This is a genomic window from Algoriphagus resistens, assembly GCF_001442615.1.
In the GTDB taxonomy this organism is placed as follows: domain Bacteria; phylum Bacteroidota; class Bacteroidia; order Cytophagales; family Cyclobacteriaceae; genus Algoriphagus; species Algoriphagus resistens.
This window is the reverse complement of record NZ_LMXN01000018.1, coordinates 48,698-67,300: the sequence shown is the minus strand read 5'-3', so window position 1 is coordinate 67,300 and position 18,603 is coordinate 48,698. Positions and strand designations below refer to the sequence as shown.

Genomic DNA, 18,603 nt, shown 5'->3' with positions numbered 1-18,603 from the left:
TTCCCTATTTTCAGGCAAATTTTTCTAAGAATGCTAGACAGCAAATTACTTGTAATCAAAATCGGGTCAAATGTACTGACTCAGGAAAACGGACTTCCTGATCTGGAACGCATGGAGAAGCTTGTATCACAAATCCAGGAATTGACCTCCCGTGGAAAGAAAATCGTGCTGGTCAGCTCTGGTGCAGTGGCGTTTGGGAGACAAGCCATTCCGCTTCCCAAGAAACTCAATCCAGTATTTAAGAAACAAATATGGGCCTCTACAGGCCAGATACGTCTGATCAATCAATACCAGAATTTCTTTGAAAAGCACGATCAGCCAGTTGCGCAGATCTTGGTAACAAAGGAGGATTTCCGTGATAGAAAGCATTTTCTTAATATGAAAAACTGCGTACAGGCATTGCTTTCACAGGATATTTTACCCATTATCAATGAAAATGACACCGTTACCATCACTGAGTTGATGTTCACCGACAACGATGAACTGGCTAGTCTTACGGCCGCTATGATCAATGCGGATACGATGGTATTGCTGACCAATGTGGATGGGATCTTCACAGGAAATCCTTCTGAGCCCAGCTCTGAACTTATAGAAAAAGTTGCTTCCAGCATGCCAGAGGTATCCAATTACATCTCCGCATCCAAATCGTCTTTCGGCCGAGGAGGTATGCTTACCAAATACGCCATGGCCAAGAAATCAGCCGATCTGGGCATTCAGGTGATTATTGCCAACGGCAACCGGGAAAATGTTCTACATGAACTTGCAGACAAAACTTTGCGCTGTACCTGGTTTGAGCCACAGAAAGCCAAACATGGAGCCAAAAAATGGCTCGCACATGGCGAACATTATTACGTAGGAGAAGTTACCATCAATGAAGGTGCAAGAACCTCCCTTACTTCCGAAGTAATCCGAAGTTTATTGCCGATTGGAATTATTAAACTGGAAGGGGAGTTTTCCAAAGGAGATATACTGCTTATCCGTGATGAGTCCGGACATAAAATAGGTCTAGGCCGAGCAGAGTATTCTTCCAAAATAGCCAACGAAAGAGTTGGTCAAAAGAACCAAAAAGCATTAATCCACTACGATTACCTCTATATTTTCGATCATGACTGAGTACCAACACATATTTGAAGTAGTAAAAAAAGGGGCAAGAAAACTGACTGGTCTCAGCAATGAAAAAGTCAATCAGGTCCTACACAATCTTGCAATTTCTGCGGTGGAAAACATGTACTTTCTACTCGAAGAAAACCAAAAGGACCTGGATCGTATGGAACCGGGTAATCCTATGTATGACAGGCTATTGCTCACCGAAGAGCGGATCCACAATATTGCAGGAGAAATCATCCAGGTAAGTGCCTTACCAAGCCCTTTGCACCATGTCTTGGAGAGCAAAACTTTGGAAAACGGACTTTCACTGGAGAAAATAACTGTTTCTCTCGGGGTGATTGGGATCATTTACGAGGCTAGGCCAAACGTTACTTTTGATGTGTTTACATTAGCGCTGAAGTCAGGAAATGGCTTGGTGCTGAAAGGTGGATCTGATGCAGATTATTCCAATCGCGCCATCATGAGCTTGATCCATCAGGTACTGGAGAAAAATGACTTGACTACCGAGGCATTCCAGCTTTTACCTGCAGACCGGGCTGCTACTAAAGCCCTTCTGGAAGCAGTGGGTTTTGTGGACGTGATTATACCACGGGGTTCACAGGGATTGATCAATTTCGTAAGGGAGAATGCAAAGGTGCCGGTCATAGAAACAGGTGCGGGAATAGTCCATACCTATGTGGATGAATCAGCTGATTTGGATAAAGCAACGGAGATTGCTTTCAATTCCAAAACGCGTAGACCCAGCGTCTGTAACTCCTTGGATTGCTTAGTGATTCACGAAGTTCATCTGCCTGTCCTGAATGACATCATTCATCCCATGCTGGAAAGTAAGGTTCAGATTTTCGCTGACGAAAAAGCCTTTGCGGCGTTGAACAGTAGTGAACTGATTTCCCCAGCTGAAGAATCCCATTTTGGGACGGAGTTTCTAGGATTGAAGTTAGCCATCAAGACTGTTGCAAATCTGGATGAGGCGCTAGATCATATTGCAGCATATTCTTCCAAGCATTCCGAGGCTATAGTAGCAGAAAATCAAGAAGTCATCGACAGGTTTCTTCTTGAAGTGGATGCTGCTGCTGTGTATGCAAATGCCTCCACTGCATTTACCGACGGTGCCCAATTCGGACTGGGGGCCGAGATCGGCATCAGTACCCAAAAACTCCACGCCCGTGGACCAATGGCCTTGAAGGAACTTTGTAGTTATAAGTGGATAGTGAGAGGAAATGGACAGGTAAGAGGATAGTTTTGCAGTGATCAGTCTTCGACATTCGTTATTTATCATTAAACGTTCGAATATTTTATTGTTGGAAAATTGAAAGATGGCGAACAAATTAAAAAAGTTGAAAATAGTTTTTTAGTACTGGATGAACTGGAGATTGGCTTTGGCAAGAAAATCCCGTTATGGCTTTTTGGTTTTCTTTATTGAGTTCTATCCATAAAACCCTCAAAAACTACCCATCTTTACGGGAGATTTCCCTTAATTTCGTACCAGATTAAACCAATCAAACATTTTGAAACGCCTCGCAATCTTAGCCTCCGGAAGCGGTAGCAATGCCGAAAAAATCATGGCTCATTTCCAGAATTCGGATAAAGCACAAATTGTGCTGGTTGCCTCCAACAAGCCCGAAGCTTTTGTACTGGAGCGGGCAAAGAAATTCGATGTTCCTACCTTCATTTTCTCAAGAAAGGAAATGGATGCAGGAGTCTTACTAGAAAAGCTCCGGGAAGAGAACATCGATTGGGTGATTTTAGCAGGTTTCCTCTTGAAAATTCCAGTAGATCTAACGCGGGATTTTCCTGATAGAATGGTGAATATACATCCGGCACTTCTTCCTAAATATGGAGGAAAAGGCATGTATGGAAGTTTTGTCCACGAAGCTGTAAAAGCTGCCGGCGATACTGAGACCGGCATCACCATACATCTGGTCAATGAGAATTATGACGAAGGAAGAATAGTTTTCCAGGCTTCTACCCCACTTACCCCGGAAGACACCCCGGAAACCATAGCCGAGAAAGTACATGCTTTAGAGCACAAGCATTTTCCTGAAGTAATTGAAGGCTTGTTATGAAACTTATTACAACTCTTTCTAAAAATACCAGTATCTAATTGCGCAGAATTGTTGCGAACTAAAACTTTTAACCGAAGATCAAAAAAGAGATATTGACCAGTATAATCCACGAAAATCAGCAGTCTTTTCTGCACACTTGTGCGAGAGCCCTCGATGAATTAAAAATGAATCACAAATCAATACGTTTGTAAACTTAACCTCAGATTGGTATTTATACAATTTGAATATTGACGCCTCTAAAAACTATCCAATGATTTATAAATCTCCCATTACCTCCTATTTTATTTTCTTCTTAGTCACTCTTGCTTCTTTCACTACCATTACTGCTTCCTTTGGTCAGGCAATCAAGCTTCCCAGTAACACTGAGATCAACTCTGGTCTAAAAGAAGCGTTGGAAAAAGCCACAGGAATCAGCGCAGAACGCCTGGGAGCAAAAGATGGGTATCTAGGAAATCTCGATGTCAAAATCCTTTTTCCCGAAGAAGCTAGAAACGTAGAAAAAACCCTACGCTCGATGGGATTGGGCAATATGGTAGATCAGGCGATCACCGGCCTCAACCGTGCTGCCGAAGATGCAGCTATAGAAGCCAAGCCTATCTTTACAGATGCGATCAAGCAAATGAGTATAGCTGATGTGAAAAACATCCTTTTGGGAGAAGACAATGCTGCTACTAGTTACTTCAATACCACCACGTCTCCTGCCCTTACGGAGAAATTCTCCCCCATCATAGATGGTAGTCTGAAGAAAACCGATGCCACAAAATACTGGGAGGATGTAATGACCCAATACAACAAGGTTCCTTTCGTGAAAAAAGTAGACACCGACCTTACTGCTTATGTGACCAGAAAGGCGATTGACGGACTATTTGTAGAAATAGCCAAAGAGGAACTGAAAATACGTGAAGATATCTCTTCCCGCTCATCCCCTTTACTCCAAAAGGTATTTGGCTATGCCAAGCAGGCGGATAAGTAAGCATCTTCAGGATTTTAGACTGCTCTTTCAGAGCTTGAAGTATGCTTCTGACTATTTTCACCCAGCCCACCGGGCTGGGCTTTGATAATTCAGGCCTTCAGCTGCCACTGCCGTGGTCTGTGTCACAGACCACTACCAAACCATTCTTTGAGCTATAAAAGCGGTAGTATCTTGCTTCTTGGCTCCCGGATCTTGATTCTAACTACTTTCATTCCCTCACTCGCTTTTCAAACTTTCCACCGGATTCATCAGTGCCGTACGGACAGACTGGAAACTTACGGTGAGCATTGCTATCAATAGGGCTACTAAGCCTGTGACGACAAAGTACCACCATTGCAGTTCGATTTTGTAGGCGAAATTCTCCAGCCAGGCTTTTGACAAGTATAAACTTATTGGAACAGAGATCAGAATTGCCAATAAAACGGTCTTGCCGAAATCCTTAGAAAGCAAAGCTACAATGCTCCAATCAGTCGCTCCCATCGTCTTACGAATGCCAATTTCCTTAGTTCGTTGCTCGGTCATAAAGGCCGTCAATCCATACAGACCTAGGCAGGCAATAAAGATCGCCAGTAAGGCAAATCCTATAATAACGTTAGCCACACGCTCTTCCTTCTCATAATTACGCTGAAAGTCCTGATCCAAAAACGAATAGACAAAAGGATCTGAAATATTGAGTTTATCCCAACTGGCCTCTGCACTTACCATAACTTCGTTTGTACCACTTCCTTCGAAATTTGCGATCAAATATCCTCCCCGGTTTTCCTTAATAAAAGCGTAAGGATTAATCTTCGTATGAAGGCTTTGGTAATTAAAATCCTTCACCACACCTACTATTTCCAACGTACTCAACTTCCCTCTCCATTCGAAGTGAACCTTCTTTCCTACAGCATCAGCTACTTCATAGCCCAGAGACCTAACTGCTGATTCGTTTAAAATCATCATTGGGTATTCTGAGGTGTACTTCTCGGTAAATGTCCTTCCCTCCAGCATCTGAAATCCAAGTGTTTCTACGAAATCATCCCCGACATATGCATTGGTGATGTTTACAACATCCTCCACTGTTTTGCCCTCTGCATAGTACATCATATCCTCTATACTTTCTATACCGGGATAAGTGGACGCCAGCGTAACTGATTTCACGTTTGGATTCTGCAGTAGACTAGCTTTTAGCACCTCGTACTTGGCTACAGCATCTTCACTTTTGAGGGGAAGAATCAATTGCTGATTTTTTTTGAATCCCAAATCCTGATTTTGGACAAAATCCAGTTGGTGCTTGATCACAAAAACCATCAAAATCAAGCAGGCTGAAATAGCAAACTGGAAAACTACCAGGACTTGGCGGAGCGAAAATCCGGATAATCTGCCTTTGAATTTTCCTTTCAGTACAGTGCTAGGAGTAAAGGCTGAGAGAAAAAATGCCGGATAGGTTCCAGCAAGCAAACCTGCCACGATTGCCAGCAAGAAAATCATCAGTAAAGGTAAAGTCCGTTGATACAGACCCAACTCTTTACCAGTCAATTGATTGAAATAAGGCATCAAAAGTGAAGCAACCAGGAAAGCCACTAGTAATCCCAGCAAGGAAATTATCATAGATTCTCCCAAAAACTGCCGTACCAATCCGCTTTTATTTGCTCCCAACAGTTTCCTAATCCCAACTTCCTTCGATCGCTTTTCGGATCTGGCTGTTGCCAAATTCATAAAATTGATACAGGCGATCAGGAGGATAAACACAGCCACCGATCCGAAGACAAACAGCGTCATTTTGTTTCCGGTGGTTCCCAACTCATAGTCTATATTGGATTCCAGATAAATATCCTCCAAGGGTTGAAGGAAAAGATTTTTGCTGAAACCTCCCATGGCTTTCAAATCTTCTGCCCCATGACGTTCAAAAAACGGAATAAGTTTCTTCTCAAAAGACTCAATATCTGCCGCCGGATGAAGCTTCACATAAGTATAGAAAATGTTATTAGTCGCCCAGTTGGTCATTCCTTTCACCGCATTTCCAATATCATCGTTTTGCATGGATAGGAAAAAATTCGCATCTATATGAGACTTTACCCCTGTATCCTCAAATACACCTGTAATGGTATAATCAAAGTCCCCAAAAGGCAAACCAATCGTAAGGGATTGATTCACTGGGTTAGCCTCACCAAAAAACTTTTTGGCAAGCGATGCGGAAAGAATCACAGAATTGGGCGATCCCAGCGCACTTAAAGAATGTCCGGATAGAAACTCGTAGTTAAAAACCTCAAAGAAAGTAGAGTCCACATAATATCCTTTTGTTTCATAAAACTGTGTTGCCTCGCCACTGCTTTCACTCTTCAATAGCATCTGGTCAAGTTCGGGAAACTTCATGATCCGGGTAGCGTTTTCCACTTCCGCAAAGTCATTTCTCAAACCTTCTGCAAGTGGCCCAGGACTGCCTGCCCACCTAGATTCTGCCGTTTCCAGAGCTACACGGTATATCCGTTCTCCATCTTTGATGTGCTTGTCATAAGACAATTCATCAAAAATAAAAAGCCCAATCAGCAAGCATGCTGCCAGACCAACTGCCATTCCAAGCACATTTATCACTGTCAGTGACTTGTGCTTGAGAAGATTCCTTAGAGATAGTTTGAGGTTATTCCGCCACATTTTGATAAAATTGTAAAGTTGAAAGATGCTATTCCCTGTTGTTAGGGGTAGGTATTTCGACATCAACATTCGATTTTGCCCTGCTTTGTCGGAATATCAAAAAGAGATTTCCGCACTCCTTCGTAGTTCGCAATGACAAAATCCCCAATCACTAATCGTAAACTAGTACTGAACGAAGTCGAAGTATCACCTAACCTGCATCCACTTCTTGCTCTCTCTGTCCACAAAGGTGATGGGCACAAATTTATCCGTCGGGGCTCCGATATAATACACTGTCCAGCTTGGATCGTGTTTGGTCAGCATCTCGGAGATACAATCTGCGCGATGCGCAGTAGGGTTCTCACAATCATCCCAGTAGAGAAGCTCCACTTTGTAATGAAGAGATTTCACCTCATTGTTGATGATCACCTGGATATCGATGTTTTGTTTTCCAGGAAGGTTTGGGATTGGAATGGCGATGTGACTCATGGGTTTGGATGTTTACGTGTGTATTTATTGATGCATTTATTGTGGTTCTGAAGTGTCACCCTGAGCGTCCCACATAGCTATTGGGATCGAAGGGGTTTAAATATTATTATCTTAAACCTTGGCTCTTTGCTCTTGATTCTTTGCTTTTGATTCTCTTCTACTTCCATGCCATTCGCACCCCCTCAAATTGGCTTGATTTGACATATAAGCCACTTACAAAAACAAATCCACCGAACAATTTTGTCCGCCAGTGGGCAAAGTCAACACCATAGCAACTAAGTAGCAAATCATAAAAAGATGGACAGACTATTTTTGACACTACTCTCCTACCTCATAGCCGAATATCCCACAGCATATTAGGTCGCCATTTTCAGCGATAAAACATCCTCAGCCTCCTATTTTGTCTAGCATTCGATAACGAATAGCTGAAACCATTAAATTTGGTTTTGGCAGACCCTCCACAGCGTAAAATGCGGTTTGCTTTCATGGCCGAATCCTTCTCTCTATTTATTTTATCCCATAACTTGCATCTGAAAAAGATTTCACCAATTTTTCTGATAATAAAAGAGTAACCACTGGCACCGTTCTAGACAATTTAAATTCCAATAAAAACCTATAATTCTTTTCAATGCAAATTTTAAAAAACTCACTTTTTTACCTTTTGCTACTTATCAGCCCTTCCCTATTGGCTCAAGAAGAAATAGATGATGCAACTAGTATCAATGGACTTCAGCTAGCTTCTACTCTTGAGAGCTTGAAAAGTGAACTTCAATTAATCACAGGCAAAGAATCAATCTATCAGAACAATCAATGGCTGGCAGAAAGTGTAAAAAGGAATTTAGATGCAGGAATTCAGGAGGGAATCTACCAAGGCTTTCCTTTAAGGATAGTAAACGGGCAAGAAGCTCACGATCTGAGATTAACCTATTTGTCCGGCAGCTTATACAAATGCAGATGGACTTTTAACAAGCGGGATATACCCAATATGGAAAGTGGGGTTAACGACTTTATCACCTATTTCACCAAAAAATTCGGTTCTCCAACAGAGTCCTATTCCAACGAGACTATTATATGGGAAGGGAATGTGAATAGACTTACTATCAATTATTACGACGGGACTATACAAATTGAATGGAGAAACGAAGGTTCTGAAAGTAAAGCTAAACAACTCATCCAAGGTTGAATCCATATCAGTTAGCTTGATCCAAAAACTCTACACATCTACTGTTTGAGCGGGTTGCAGTTGAAGAATTCCTGACTGTGCTCCATAAAGAATCCTTGAGTACATAGTTAACGTAAATTCTCAAGGTACTGAATACCACTTGCATCGATTCTAAAAGACATCACGGAACCTAAAAATTCTTCAACAACTTATAAAAAAATGCAGATTGACGATTTATTAAGACAAGTAGCTTTCATCAAAGAAATTGACAAGCTAAAATACATCCAGCGAAAGACCAGGCTATTCAACAGTGACCGACACGAAAACGACGCTGAACATAGCTGGCATTTAGCCATGATGGCCATTGTGTTGGCATCGCATTCAGACAAGCCAATTGATGTTCTCAAAGTGGTAAAAATGGTCCTAATCCACGACATCGTAGAAATTGATGCAGGAGATACATTTATCTACGATTCTACAAAAAACCACACCAATACAGAAGAAGAACTTCTCGCAGCGAAGCGTATTTTTGGACTTTTACCGGCGGCACAAGCCGAAGAGTTTGTTGCGATCTGGGAAGAATTTGAAGAAGGCGTGACAGACGATGCCAAGTTCGCAAAAGCAATGGATAGGTTTGAGCCTTTGTTACAAAACACCTCAAATAATGGTGGGACCTGGGCGGAATTCAATGTGCCCTATCAACAAGTGTATAACAAAAAAAAGGCAATAAAAGAGGGTTCTTCTGCTATTTGGGACTATGCTGAGAAGTTAATCAACGAAAGTGTGGACAAAGGCATTTTGATAAAACCTGAGGACTGACCCAAGCTCCACTGCAATCATAAAGGAAATCAAGCTCAACAGTGGGTACGGAGCATAGCTGGTTGATTCACATACCTAGCTTCATTCTCACTGGCGCAATGCCCTAATCGACAGTTTTACCTGATAGAGTTTACTCAAACCATTTTCACCTTCATTGACAGTTTGCTCAAAATCTGCAAGATCCCGAAATTCTTTAGAAACCAACATGTTCCTTCTACTGGTAAAATAGAGAATTCCATTTTCCTCATCGTAAAAAGGGCAATATTCCATGTACTTAGTGTTGATGGGCATTCCCAGATTCCTTGCCTTTTCCCATTCTCCATTCGGCTTCCTTTGGGACAGATATAAGTCCCCGCTCCCCATTCCCCCTTCTTCATTGTATTTAGTGAAAAGAATAAATTCTTCCCTTCGAGAGATAAAAGCATTGAATTCATAGCCATTGCTGTTGATGCTGTCGGATAATAACTCAGGAGCCAAATAACTTCCATTTTCCCATACACTCCGGTAGATATCGTCCTTGCCCAATCCCTCAGGCGAATCCAAGGTAAAATATAGGTTATTGTTTTCGGCTAGTGTTGGAAAAAATTCATCCAACTCAGAGTTGACAGGCTGGCCTAGGTTGATAGGAGTTGACCACCCAGCAGCTTTGTCCTGACGTTCCAGATACCAAATATCAAAATCTTTTCCCTCCGAATCAGAATCCAATAGCGGCCTGTCAGAAGCAAAAAAAAGCCTAAGTCCATCATGGGTCAAATAAGGCTCCATATACATGTACGGATCGCCAAACAACAGCAATTCAGGCTCTGACCACTCTCCGTTTTCCTTGACGATTTTCACTAGCTGAGAGATATCCTGGGCTGGACTCTGGATAGTAAAATAGGCTTCCTGACCGTCTGTTGAAACCGTAAAATCCCTGACGTTCAAAAAACGATTTAATTCCTTGTCAAATAGACTAACCTGTCCAGGTTCCTGGGCAAATAGAACCATTGGTACGAAAAGGAATAGGATAAGAAAGTAGAATTTTTCCATAAAATTTTCCCATAAAACTGTTTTGGATAAATGAATGGACTAAAGATATTGATTATAGGTTTATTTTTCTTGATCCTATCACCTTGATATTGGGTAAAAACAGGTTATTGCTGCTTCCACACTACTTATGGAATTGAAGTTTGGCTTATTTTAATGCGCATGTTGATAATTGAAATTCTGGCATTGGATACTTTATTTTTTGATTATCCGCCTTTCTGCCAGTAAATTACTTTAAGGATCATAAGATTCGGAAAACACTTTACTTGGGTTACTCTTCAGGCTCAGGGTTCATAAGCTCTCCCCGTATGCTTGAATATAAGGCCAATTGGAACGACAGGCCATTTGTTAAAATCGACCGGTGGTTCCCATCAAGCAAAAGCTGTTCAGCCTGTGGATGGATAAAACAGGACTTGACCCTTTCCATAAGGGAGTGGGTCTGTGGATCTTGTGGTGAAATCCATGACAGGGATGTCAATGCGGCAAAGGAGAACATCTTAACCCAAGGTATAAAGGCTGTTACTCCTACTATTTTTGGATCAGCACCTTTCTTATCTATGAACGTGGTGGTAACTCTGTATAGATTTGGATTGTTGGCATGAAAGCCATCAAAACTATGCTCATCATTCCAATAGACCACAGCAAGGATTAGACATAGGGTAGCTGCTGCAAGTCCGACAATATTTATCAGCGAATAAAGCCTATCCTTCCACAAATGTCGAAAAGCAATATTCAGGTAATTTTTGAGCATGGGTTTATTAGGTTGGAAGGTTGAAAAGTTGAAAGATTAAGGGTTAGAAAGTTGAAAGGTTGTAATGTGGTAAGGTTTTCTCTAGATTCTGGACTCTTATCTCTTGGTTCATAGTTCTCGGTTCTAGCTACTTGATACCAGATACTTTGTACTCTTATCACTCACTCTTCAGGCTCTTCACAGGATTCATCAGTGCTGCTTTGAACGCCTGCGAACTTACCGTCGCCAAGGCAATCAGGATTGCCACCAAACCTGAAACTGCAAAAACCCACCATTCAATAGCGATACGGTACGCAAAATCCTGAATCCACTGATTCACCACATACCTGGAGACCGGAACTGCAATTACAATAGCAACCAAAACCAGCTTGATAAAGTCCTTGGAAAGGATTGCGACCACAGTCGTCACGGAAGCACCCAAAACCTTACGAATTCCGATTTCTTTCACCCGCTGCTCCAAAGTGAATGACACCAGACCGAAAAGACCAAGACAGGAAATCAAAATTGAAAGCCCCGTCAACATGCCCACAATGCTATTTACAGTTCGGTCAGCTCTATACAATTCCGCAAAGTGATCATCGAGAAACTGATATTCAAATTCCCGTTCAGGGATCTGAGAATTCCAGATGGACTCGATTTGGGCAAGTGCTTCAGTTACATTCTCACCGCTTATTTTGACAGACAGCTCCTCAAATCCCCAATTACGTTGATTAAAAATTGTCAGCGTTTCTATTTTGTGGTGAAGGGAATTGAAGTTGAAATCCCTGACCACCCCCACTAATCTTCCTGCCGAATCCATTCCGTTAAACCCAAACTGAGAACCAATTAATGATTCTATGTCCTTCCCTTCTCCATCCTTTTGAATCAGCTCATTGGCAAGAGATTCATTGATCAAATAGGTGTTCCCGTTATCCGCTTCGCTGTCGTTAAAGTTCCTTCCAGCTATCAATTCTATCTCATATACATCCAAAAAATCAGGATCCACTACCACTTGGGAGGTAGCCAGATCTACTGCTGGTCCAGCTCCATGAAAAGTAATGCCTGTCTGATGTAGGTTATTTCCCAGTCGCTGCCCGGAGGCGGTTACTTCCTCCACCTGCGAACTTTCAAGCAATGCTTGCTTCAAAGTTTCATAACGATCGGTATAGCGTCCACCAAAAGGGATAGTGATAATTTGCTCATGGGTAAAGCCAAGGTCTTTTTCTTGCATAAATCTCACTTGACGTGAAGCAAACAGGGTTGAAATAATCAGAAAAATAGCACAGCTAAACTGTACTACTACCAGCACATTTCTAAAATCAGCTTTTCTTTTTCCAGTCACCGGAGAGCCTTTTAAGACTTTCACCGGATTAAAACTAGAAAGGTAAAGAGCAGGGTACAAACCAGAAAGTGTTCCAACTAACATAGCTCCCAACAGCATAGACACAAAGAAAAGAGGATTACTGAATAAAGGAAACTCAAGCTGCCGCTGACTGAATTCGTTCAGAAAAGGCAAGGCAAGTGATACAAAAACTGCTGCCAGCACCATCGCAATCAGACTGATTACAATTGATTCCCCGATAAACTGTAAGTACAATTGGGACTTGGAAGCACCAGAAGCTTTTCTCACGCCGATCTCCATGGCACGGCTTACTGATTTGGCTGAAGACAAATTCACAAAATTGATCCCGGCGATGAAAAGTACGATTAGTGCGATGTAGAAAAATATACTTGTGTATGCTCCGTCAAATTTTTGATAGTTGATATAATCATGGGTGATGTCTGTAGAACCGGCATGCACTTCACTTAAAGGCTGAAGGAAAAGCTCGTACCCTCCAGCCCTTTCTTCTCCCATATGGGAAATAAGAAAAGCAGGGAATTTTGATTCCATTACCTCAATATCTGCTCTTTCACCCAATTCCAGATAAGTAGTCAGCCAATTTCCACCCCAGTTTCCCATAGCCTCAGGTCCTACATAGCTACTGAAAGAAGTAAGTCCCTCAAATTTCAGATGAGAGTTTTCAGGGATATTTTCCATTACAGCAGTCACAGTATAGGAAATAGTATCTTGCTCAGAAAGTGTGAGGGTTTTACCTAAAGGAGATTCTTCCCCGAAAATTTTCTCTGCATTTATCTTTGTCAGCACAAGACTATACGGCTCGGACAAAGCAGTAGCCCGGTTTCCTTCTATAAGTTTAAAATCAAATAGCTGAAAAAAGGAAGAATCTGCCCAAAAGGTATCTGAGAGTATAGCATCTTTTTCTTCGTTCTTAAACTTAAGCTCTCCTCCCCGTCTTACCCTGGTGAAATTGGTGATTTCAGGAAATTCTTCCAGCAATGTCGGCCCCATAGGATACATGGATAACGCTACTTTTTGTGGAGCAACCATTCCTTCCCACTTTTGCACCTCATCCAGACGGTAGATATTTTTCGTGTGAACGCTATCAAAATCCCGCTCATAATTCACAAATAGCATAATCAGAATACAAACTGCCATTCCTATAGACAGTCCGGCAATATTGAGAAAGGAGAAAAGTTTGTTTTTCCGAATATTTCTGAAGGCGATTTTCAGGTAGTTTTTTAGCATGGTTTTATTAGGTTGGAAGGCCCCCCAAATCTTCATTAATCATCATCCGATATTCTACATTCAATATTTCTTGTCTAGCCTCTTATTTCTTGGCTCTAACATCTTGGCTCCTAAATCCTAGCTATTTGATACTGGTTACTCTCCTCTATCTTCACTCGCTCTTCAGACTCTTCGCAGGATTCATCAATGCCGCTTTGAACGCTTCAAATCCTACAGTCAGCATAGCAACAGCTATTCCCAAGAACCCCGCAAGGCCAAAGAACCACCACTGGATATCAATCTGATAGGCAAACTCCTCCAGCCAGACTTGGGCTCCGTAGTATGCAATCGGAAATGCTGCCAACATGGCGATCAGGACTAGTTTAACAAAGTCGGAAGAAAGCAAGGCTACTATGCTTGCAACAGAGGCTCCCAAAACTTTGCGAACACCCACTTCTTTGATTCTGGACTCCGCATTGAAAGCTGCCAAACCAAACAGTCCGATGCAAGACACGAAAATGGAGAGCATAGCTGCAATCGTTGTGATCTGCTTCCACTTTTGCTCCCGCTCATATTTCATCAGATTATTCTGATCCTCAAAGCTGTAGGAAAATGGCATATAGGGGACGAACTTTCTAAATACTGTTTCAATGGATTTGATTGTCTCAGCAGTGTTGTTTGGATTGAGTTTGATGAAAAATGATTGCAGGTCATAGTTAGGATCTTGCGTCATCACAAGAGGCGCTATTTTCTCCTTCAGGGATGCATAATGATAGTCTTCCACTACGCCGATGATGTACATCTTCTTTTTTTTCCACTCAAAGTTCACCTCCTTCCCCACCCCGGAAGTCCAGCCCAACTCGTGCAAAAATGCCTCATTCACTACAATCGCATCGGTGGGGTCAGTGCTGTACTCCACGGAGAAATTTCTTCCCTCAATCAATGTAATCTCCATGGTACCCAAGAAATTATCATCCACGCCGATATAGCCAAAATCTATCTGCTCATTTCCTACTTTGGCGCCGGTTCCATTATAGTTTCCGTTAAATGCACTCACAGATTCTACGCCTGGAAGTGACTGGATTTCCTGTTTGATTCCATTTATGCCCCCTTTTATACCGCGAAGACCGCTTAGTTTCATCAGATTATCATCGTTGTAACCCAGATCTACCTTAGTCAGGTAATTGAATTGACTGAAAATCACGATAGTCCCAACTACCAGGCAAATAGAAAGCGTGAACTGAAACACGACCAGGGCTTTGGTCAGGAAGTTCTGCTGCAACAGCTTCGCCCGATTATACAAACTCTTCGATGGACTAAAGCCTGAAAACACCAAAGCCGGATAAAATCCTGCCACCATACCAGTGATTACAAACAAAACAACGAAAAGGGAAATCAACTGAAAGTCCAATAAATAAGAAAGCGCTAGTTGCTTATCAGCTAGCTCATTGAATGCAGAAAGAGAAAGCTGTGTGATAACAAATGCCAGCACCAAAGCAATGAATGTCATTAAATAGGACTCGGTGAGAAACTGTAAAATCAACTGTCTCCTGTGGCTGCCGATTACTTTTCTGATCCCGATTTCCTTGGCCCGCTTGAGAGTCTTTGCCACAGCCAGATTCACAAAATTGATGCAGGCAATCACCAATAAAAACAATCCTATGCCAGATAATATGTAAGAATATACCGGGCTACTGGCCTTCTCCAGTCCATTTCTGCCGCTGCCGATTTCTGCATCCAGATGAATATCCATAAAAGGCTGCAGTCCAAAACTTATCTTGCTGTCAAAACCGGGAGAATCCTTCAGTTCCTGCGCCACATTGCGCTCAAAGACCTTATTCATTTTCCCCGTAACTTCTTTCAAATTTGCCCGCTCATCCAGCTGGACGAATGTATTCATATAAAACCCCAACCATTCGGTATCCGTCCAGCCATTTACCTCCTCGAAGGCAAAAGAGATTACAGAATCGAACTGAAGCGATGAATTTTGGGGAATGGTTTTAGCCACTCCCGATACAGTGAACGGTTTGAATTCCTCTTTGATCTTAAGCTCTATCACTTTCCCAACAGCATCAGTTGTGTTGAAATAAGTTTTCGCCATACCCTCTGTAATCACAATAGAACCAATATCAGAAAGTACGGCACTTGGATCCCCATACAGCAGGGGAAGGGTAAAGACCTCGAAAAATTCCGGATCCGCAAACAGGACATTGGTGCTAAGCAGTTCGTCACCTTTTCTCATAACGAAAGGCTGACTTTGGGTACGGATTACCTCAGTGATCTCGGGGATTTCCTCCTGGAATGTAGGACCATGAATAGCGTTCGTGCTTGCTATGGTATTTGAACCCTCAGCATTGGACATGGTGACCTTAATCCGATAGAGATTTTCACCATTTTCCTGGAATTTGTCAAAGCTCGCTTCGTCCTTCACGTAAAGAAGAATCAGCATACAGCAAGCCAAACCAAGCGATAGTCCACCGATATTGATAAATGAGAAAACCTTGTTTCTCTGTATGTTTCTCCAGGCAATTTTAAGGTGGTTTCGAAGCATGGCTTTGGATAGAGGTCAGGGAATCCCCTTCGCTAATTCCCACTATTATGCCATAAAAAAATGCCCATAATCGTTCAAATCCGGCCTTTTTAATTTTAGGGAAATCAAACTCCGAACAAATTTGTTCGCTCTCGGTCGATTTATTTTCACTTGGTTTAACGCTAGGTTTCAATCCAGTTTTCATTTTTCCTTAAAAAATCAATTCCTCCGATTTTCTTTCTAAAACCCTTATATTTAAAGAGTAACACCCTTAAAAAACCATGTTTTTTATCCACATTTTCTACCTGCTTCTAATCTTTCAACCACAGAAAGAACCTGTTTTTGAATCACAGATTCTTGATTCTGAACTATCCATTGGCTATGGAGTTGCTATTGGTGATGTCGACGGCGATGGCAAGAAGGATATCCTTTTGGCAGATAAAAAAACCTTTGTCTGGTACCAAAACGGGGACTGGAAAAAGCATGTAATCGCAGAAAATCTCACCGAGGCAGACAATGTCTGCATTGCAGCGCAGGACATCGATGGGGATGGAAAAGTAGAAGTAGCTGTAGGAGCACAATGGAATCCGGGTGAAACTTCGGATACCGAAAAGTCTGGAGCAGTGTTTTACCTTATCCGACCAGATGATCCCACGCAAAAATGGACGTCAATACAACTCCATCATGAACCTACAACACATAGAATGCGCTGGGTAAAAAATGGCAATACCGCTCATCTGATTGTAGTTCCGCTCCATGGCAGAGGAAATGCAAATGGCGAAGGAGCTGGGGTAAAAGTCATTGCCTATGAATTCCCCGAAAACCCTTCCCAAGATTGGAGCTATAAGGTAATTGACCAAAGTATGCATCTTACCCATAACTTGGATGTGATCGGCAAAGAAACAGATAATGCTATCCTTTTGGGAGGAAAAGAAGGTGTCAATCGCTTAACTCACTCAAATTCTTCTTGGGAAAAAGAAAAAATCAACCTCCCCACAGGTCCAAGTGTGGGAGAACTTCGGTTAGGGAATGAATCTGGAGAAAGTCATTTTCTGGCTACCATCGAACCGATGCACGGAACCACACTGGTAGCATATGAAGGTCTCGATCAAAATCTTCGCGCACAGGACATAAAAAGAAATATTCTTCATACCCAACTTAAAGACGGCCATGCGCTTGCCGTTGGAGATTTTCTGGGTTTGGGATCGGATCAAATCGCAGTGGGATGGCGGCTCCCAAATGAGGCAGGCGAATTCGGAATCAAACTATTTATTCCCAAAAACGGCTCGTTCTCAGAATATGATGAAATCTGGATTGACAAAAAAGGAATGGCCTGTGAAGATTTACAGGCTGCAGATTTGGATGGAGACGGTAGGCTGGACCTGATCGCGTCCGGCAGATCCACCAAAAACCTCAAGATCTATTGGAATAAAGTGAAGTGACCGATTGGGTTAAATGTCTTTTCTTAATCTGGTGAACTAAAAGTAACGGCTTATAGGAAAACGACAGTGAAGCTGACGTTGGTGAGGGGAAAAGTGTAAACTCCCAACGCCAGCACCTCTGGTATCCATCGGTAAATACCACAAAACAATCAGACTATTTTTCGTTAAAACATACTGATTATAAATGACTTAACTGGATTTTTCTTTAAATTTAAGTTGTATCAAACTCCAAATGATCATGACCTATCTAAGAAACACCACACTCTTGTTCCTATTTGTTCTATGTGTCTCATTTGGATATCTACATCATGGCTGGGCTAATTATGATCAGACTAAAGTTCTGGACTTTGAATCCACCATTGAAGAATCCACTTTCGAGAATCCCCATACGATAGCCAAGGCAAGCTATCAAAATGAACCATGGACAGTCATTCTGGCTCCGGCAAGCCGTATGACAGCACGCGGACTATCTGCGGAAATGATCAAAAAAGGAACTTCAGTAAGAATTATTGCCTACCCTCATAAAACCAAAAAGGGAGAAATGCGAGCTGAAACCATATACGTTAATAAGAAGAAGTACGAGCTTAGGTAATCGTGTCGGAATACCTTCACTGGCTTGAGGATTCAACTTGGGCGACTGCAATCCGGCAATCTTTATGGATGTATCCGGCATTGGAGATTATCCATATTCTGGGTATTGTCCTTCTAGTGGGCGCTGCGGTTTTATTTGATTTTCGTCTATTGGGTTTTTCCAAAAATCTGCCAGTGGTCGAAATGTCGCATTATCTGTTACCTTGGTCTCAGCGCGGATTAATCCTGGTAATCCCTTCAGGATTACTATTATTTATTACCAATGCGAAAACACTGGGTTTGGACCCGACCTTCTGGTTAAAGATGGCATTGCTGATGGTGGCGGCACTAAACGCTCTTTTATTTCACAAATTTGTTTTTAAAGGTCAATTCGACTTGGAAAATCCTTCCAGACCTTCCTTACACTTTAAAATACCCGCGTTAGTCTCCATGGCCGTTTGGATTGTTGTTATCATTTGCGGGCGTTTATTGGCATACTGAACCAAATTT

The 18,603-nt window shown here is 42.1% G+C and carries 15 protein-coding genes; 10 read left to right on the top strand and 5 right to left on the bottom strand.

Annotation, left to right across the window (positions count from 1 at the left end):
• Positions 1-30 precede the first annotated feature (30 nt).
• From proB to AS141_RS23345, 4 genes are all read left to right on the top strand, one after another.
• Complete coding sequence (gene proB, locus AS141_RS23360; RefSeq protein ID WP_057940132.1) at positions 31-1,113, top strand: glutamate 5-kinase; 1,083 nt, start codon at positions 31-33, stop codon at positions 1,111-1,113.
• Entirely contained in the window at positions 1,106-2,347 is a 1,242-nt protein-coding gene (locus tag AS141_RS23355) for a glutamate-5-semialdehyde dehydrogenase (RefSeq protein WP_057940131.1), read from the top strand. The genes proB and AS141_RS23355 overlap by 8 nt, the downstream gene beginning before the upstream one ends.
• A 268-nt stretch (positions 2,348-2,615) precedes the next feature.
• A complete protein-coding gene (gene purN / locus AS141_RS23350) occupies positions 2,616-3,173 on the top strand; it encodes a phosphoribosylglycinamide formyltransferase (protein WP_057940130.1) in 558 nt (185 codons plus the stop codon).
• 250 nt (positions 3,174-3,423) lie between these two features.
• A complete protein-coding gene (locus AS141_RS23345) occupies positions 3,424-4,146 on the top strand; it encodes a DUF4197 domain-containing protein (RefSeq protein ID WP_082632404.1) in 723 nt (240 codons plus the stop codon).
• Positions 4,147-4,362: 216 nt separating this feature from the next.
• Here the strand turns inward: AS141_RS23345 and AS141_RS23340 are convergent, their stop codons facing one another.
• Positions 4,363-6,843, bottom strand: a complete 2,481-nt coding sequence (locus AS141_RS23340; RefSeq protein WP_232424994.1) for an ABC transporter permease — start codon at positions 6,841-6,843, stop codon at positions 4,363-4,365.
• Positions 6,844-6,966: 123 nt separating this feature from the next.
• The gene (locus tag AS141_RS26160) at positions 6,967-7,248 is read right to left on the bottom strand and encodes a hypothetical protein (RefSeq protein WP_082632403.1); all 282 of its coding nucleotides are present in this window, start codon (positions 7,246-7,248) and stop codon (positions 6,967-6,969) included.
• A 628-nt stretch (positions 7,249-7,876) separates the two neighbouring features.
• Here AS141_RS26160 and AS141_RS23330 point away from each other — a divergent pair.
• Together AS141_RS23330 and AS141_RS23325 are read left to right on the top strand one after the other, a co-directional pair.
• Positions 7,877-8,431 carry a hypothetical protein gene (locus AS141_RS23330; RefSeq protein ID WP_057940127.1) on the top strand — a complete coding sequence of 185 codons (555 nt, stop codon included), beginning with the start codon at positions 7,877-7,879 and terminating at the stop codon, positions 8,429-8,431.
• Positions 8,432-8,629: 198 nt separating this feature from the next.
• Positions 8,630-9,229: an HD domain-containing protein gene (locus AS141_RS23325; RefSeq protein WP_057940126.1), complete on the top strand. Its 600-nt coding sequence runs from the start codon at positions 8,630-8,632 to the stop codon at positions 9,227-9,229.
• An 87-nt stretch (positions 9,230-9,316) separates the two neighbouring features.
• Here AS141_RS23325 and AS141_RS23320 read toward each other — a convergent pair whose 3' ends face one another.
• Complete coding sequence (locus AS141_RS23320; RefSeq protein ID WP_057940125.1) at positions 9,317-10,258, bottom strand: PD40 domain-containing protein; 942 nt, start codon at positions 10,256-10,258, stop codon at positions 9,317-9,319.
• A gap of 305 nt (positions 10,259-10,563) precedes the next feature.
• Here AS141_RS23320 and AS141_RS27315 point away from each other — a divergent pair, with 305 nt between their 5' ends.
• Positions 10,564-10,857 carry a zinc ribbon domain-containing protein gene (locus tag AS141_RS27315; protein WP_082632402.1) on the top strand — a complete coding sequence of 98 codons (294 nt, stop codon included), beginning with the start codon at positions 10,564-10,566 and terminating at the stop codon, positions 10,855-10,857.
• 306 nt (positions 10,858-11,163) lie between these two features.
• Here AS141_RS27315 and AS141_RS23310 read toward each other — a convergent pair whose 3' ends face one another.
• Entirely contained in the window at positions 11,164-13,572 is a 2,409-nt protein-coding gene (locus AS141_RS23310; protein WP_057940144.1) for an ABC transporter permease, read from the bottom strand.
• 151 nt (positions 13,573-13,723) lie between these two features.
• Positions 13,724-16,102, bottom strand: a complete 2,379-nt coding sequence (locus tag AS141_RS23305) for an ABC transporter permease (protein WP_057940123.1) — start codon at positions 16,100-16,102, stop codon at positions 13,724-13,726.
• Between the two features lie 260 nt (positions 16,103-16,362).
• Here AS141_RS23305 and AS141_RS23295 point away from each other — a divergent pair, with 260 nt between their 5' ends.
• From AS141_RS23295 to AS141_RS23285, 3 genes are all read left to right on the top strand, one after another.
• Positions 16,363-17,523 (top strand): FG-GAP repeat domain-containing protein, encoded by a 1,161-nt coding sequence (locus AS141_RS23295; protein ID WP_057940121.1) that lies wholly within the window; start codon positions 16,363-16,365, stop codon positions 17,521-17,523.
• A 238-nt stretch (positions 17,524-17,761) separates the two neighbouring features.
• Positions 17,762-18,115 carry a DUF6152 family protein gene (locus tag AS141_RS23290; RefSeq protein WP_057940143.1) on the top strand — a complete coding sequence of 118 codons (354 nt, stop codon included), beginning with the start codon at positions 17,762-17,764 and terminating at the stop codon, positions 18,113-18,115.
• 2 nt (positions 18,116-18,117) lie between these two features.
• Positions 18,118-18,594 (top strand): DUF6644 family protein, encoded by a 477-nt coding sequence (locus tag AS141_RS23285; RefSeq protein ID WP_087149460.1) that lies wholly within the window; start codon positions 18,118-18,120, stop codon positions 18,592-18,594.
• Positions 18,595-18,603: the final 9 nt, after the last annotated feature.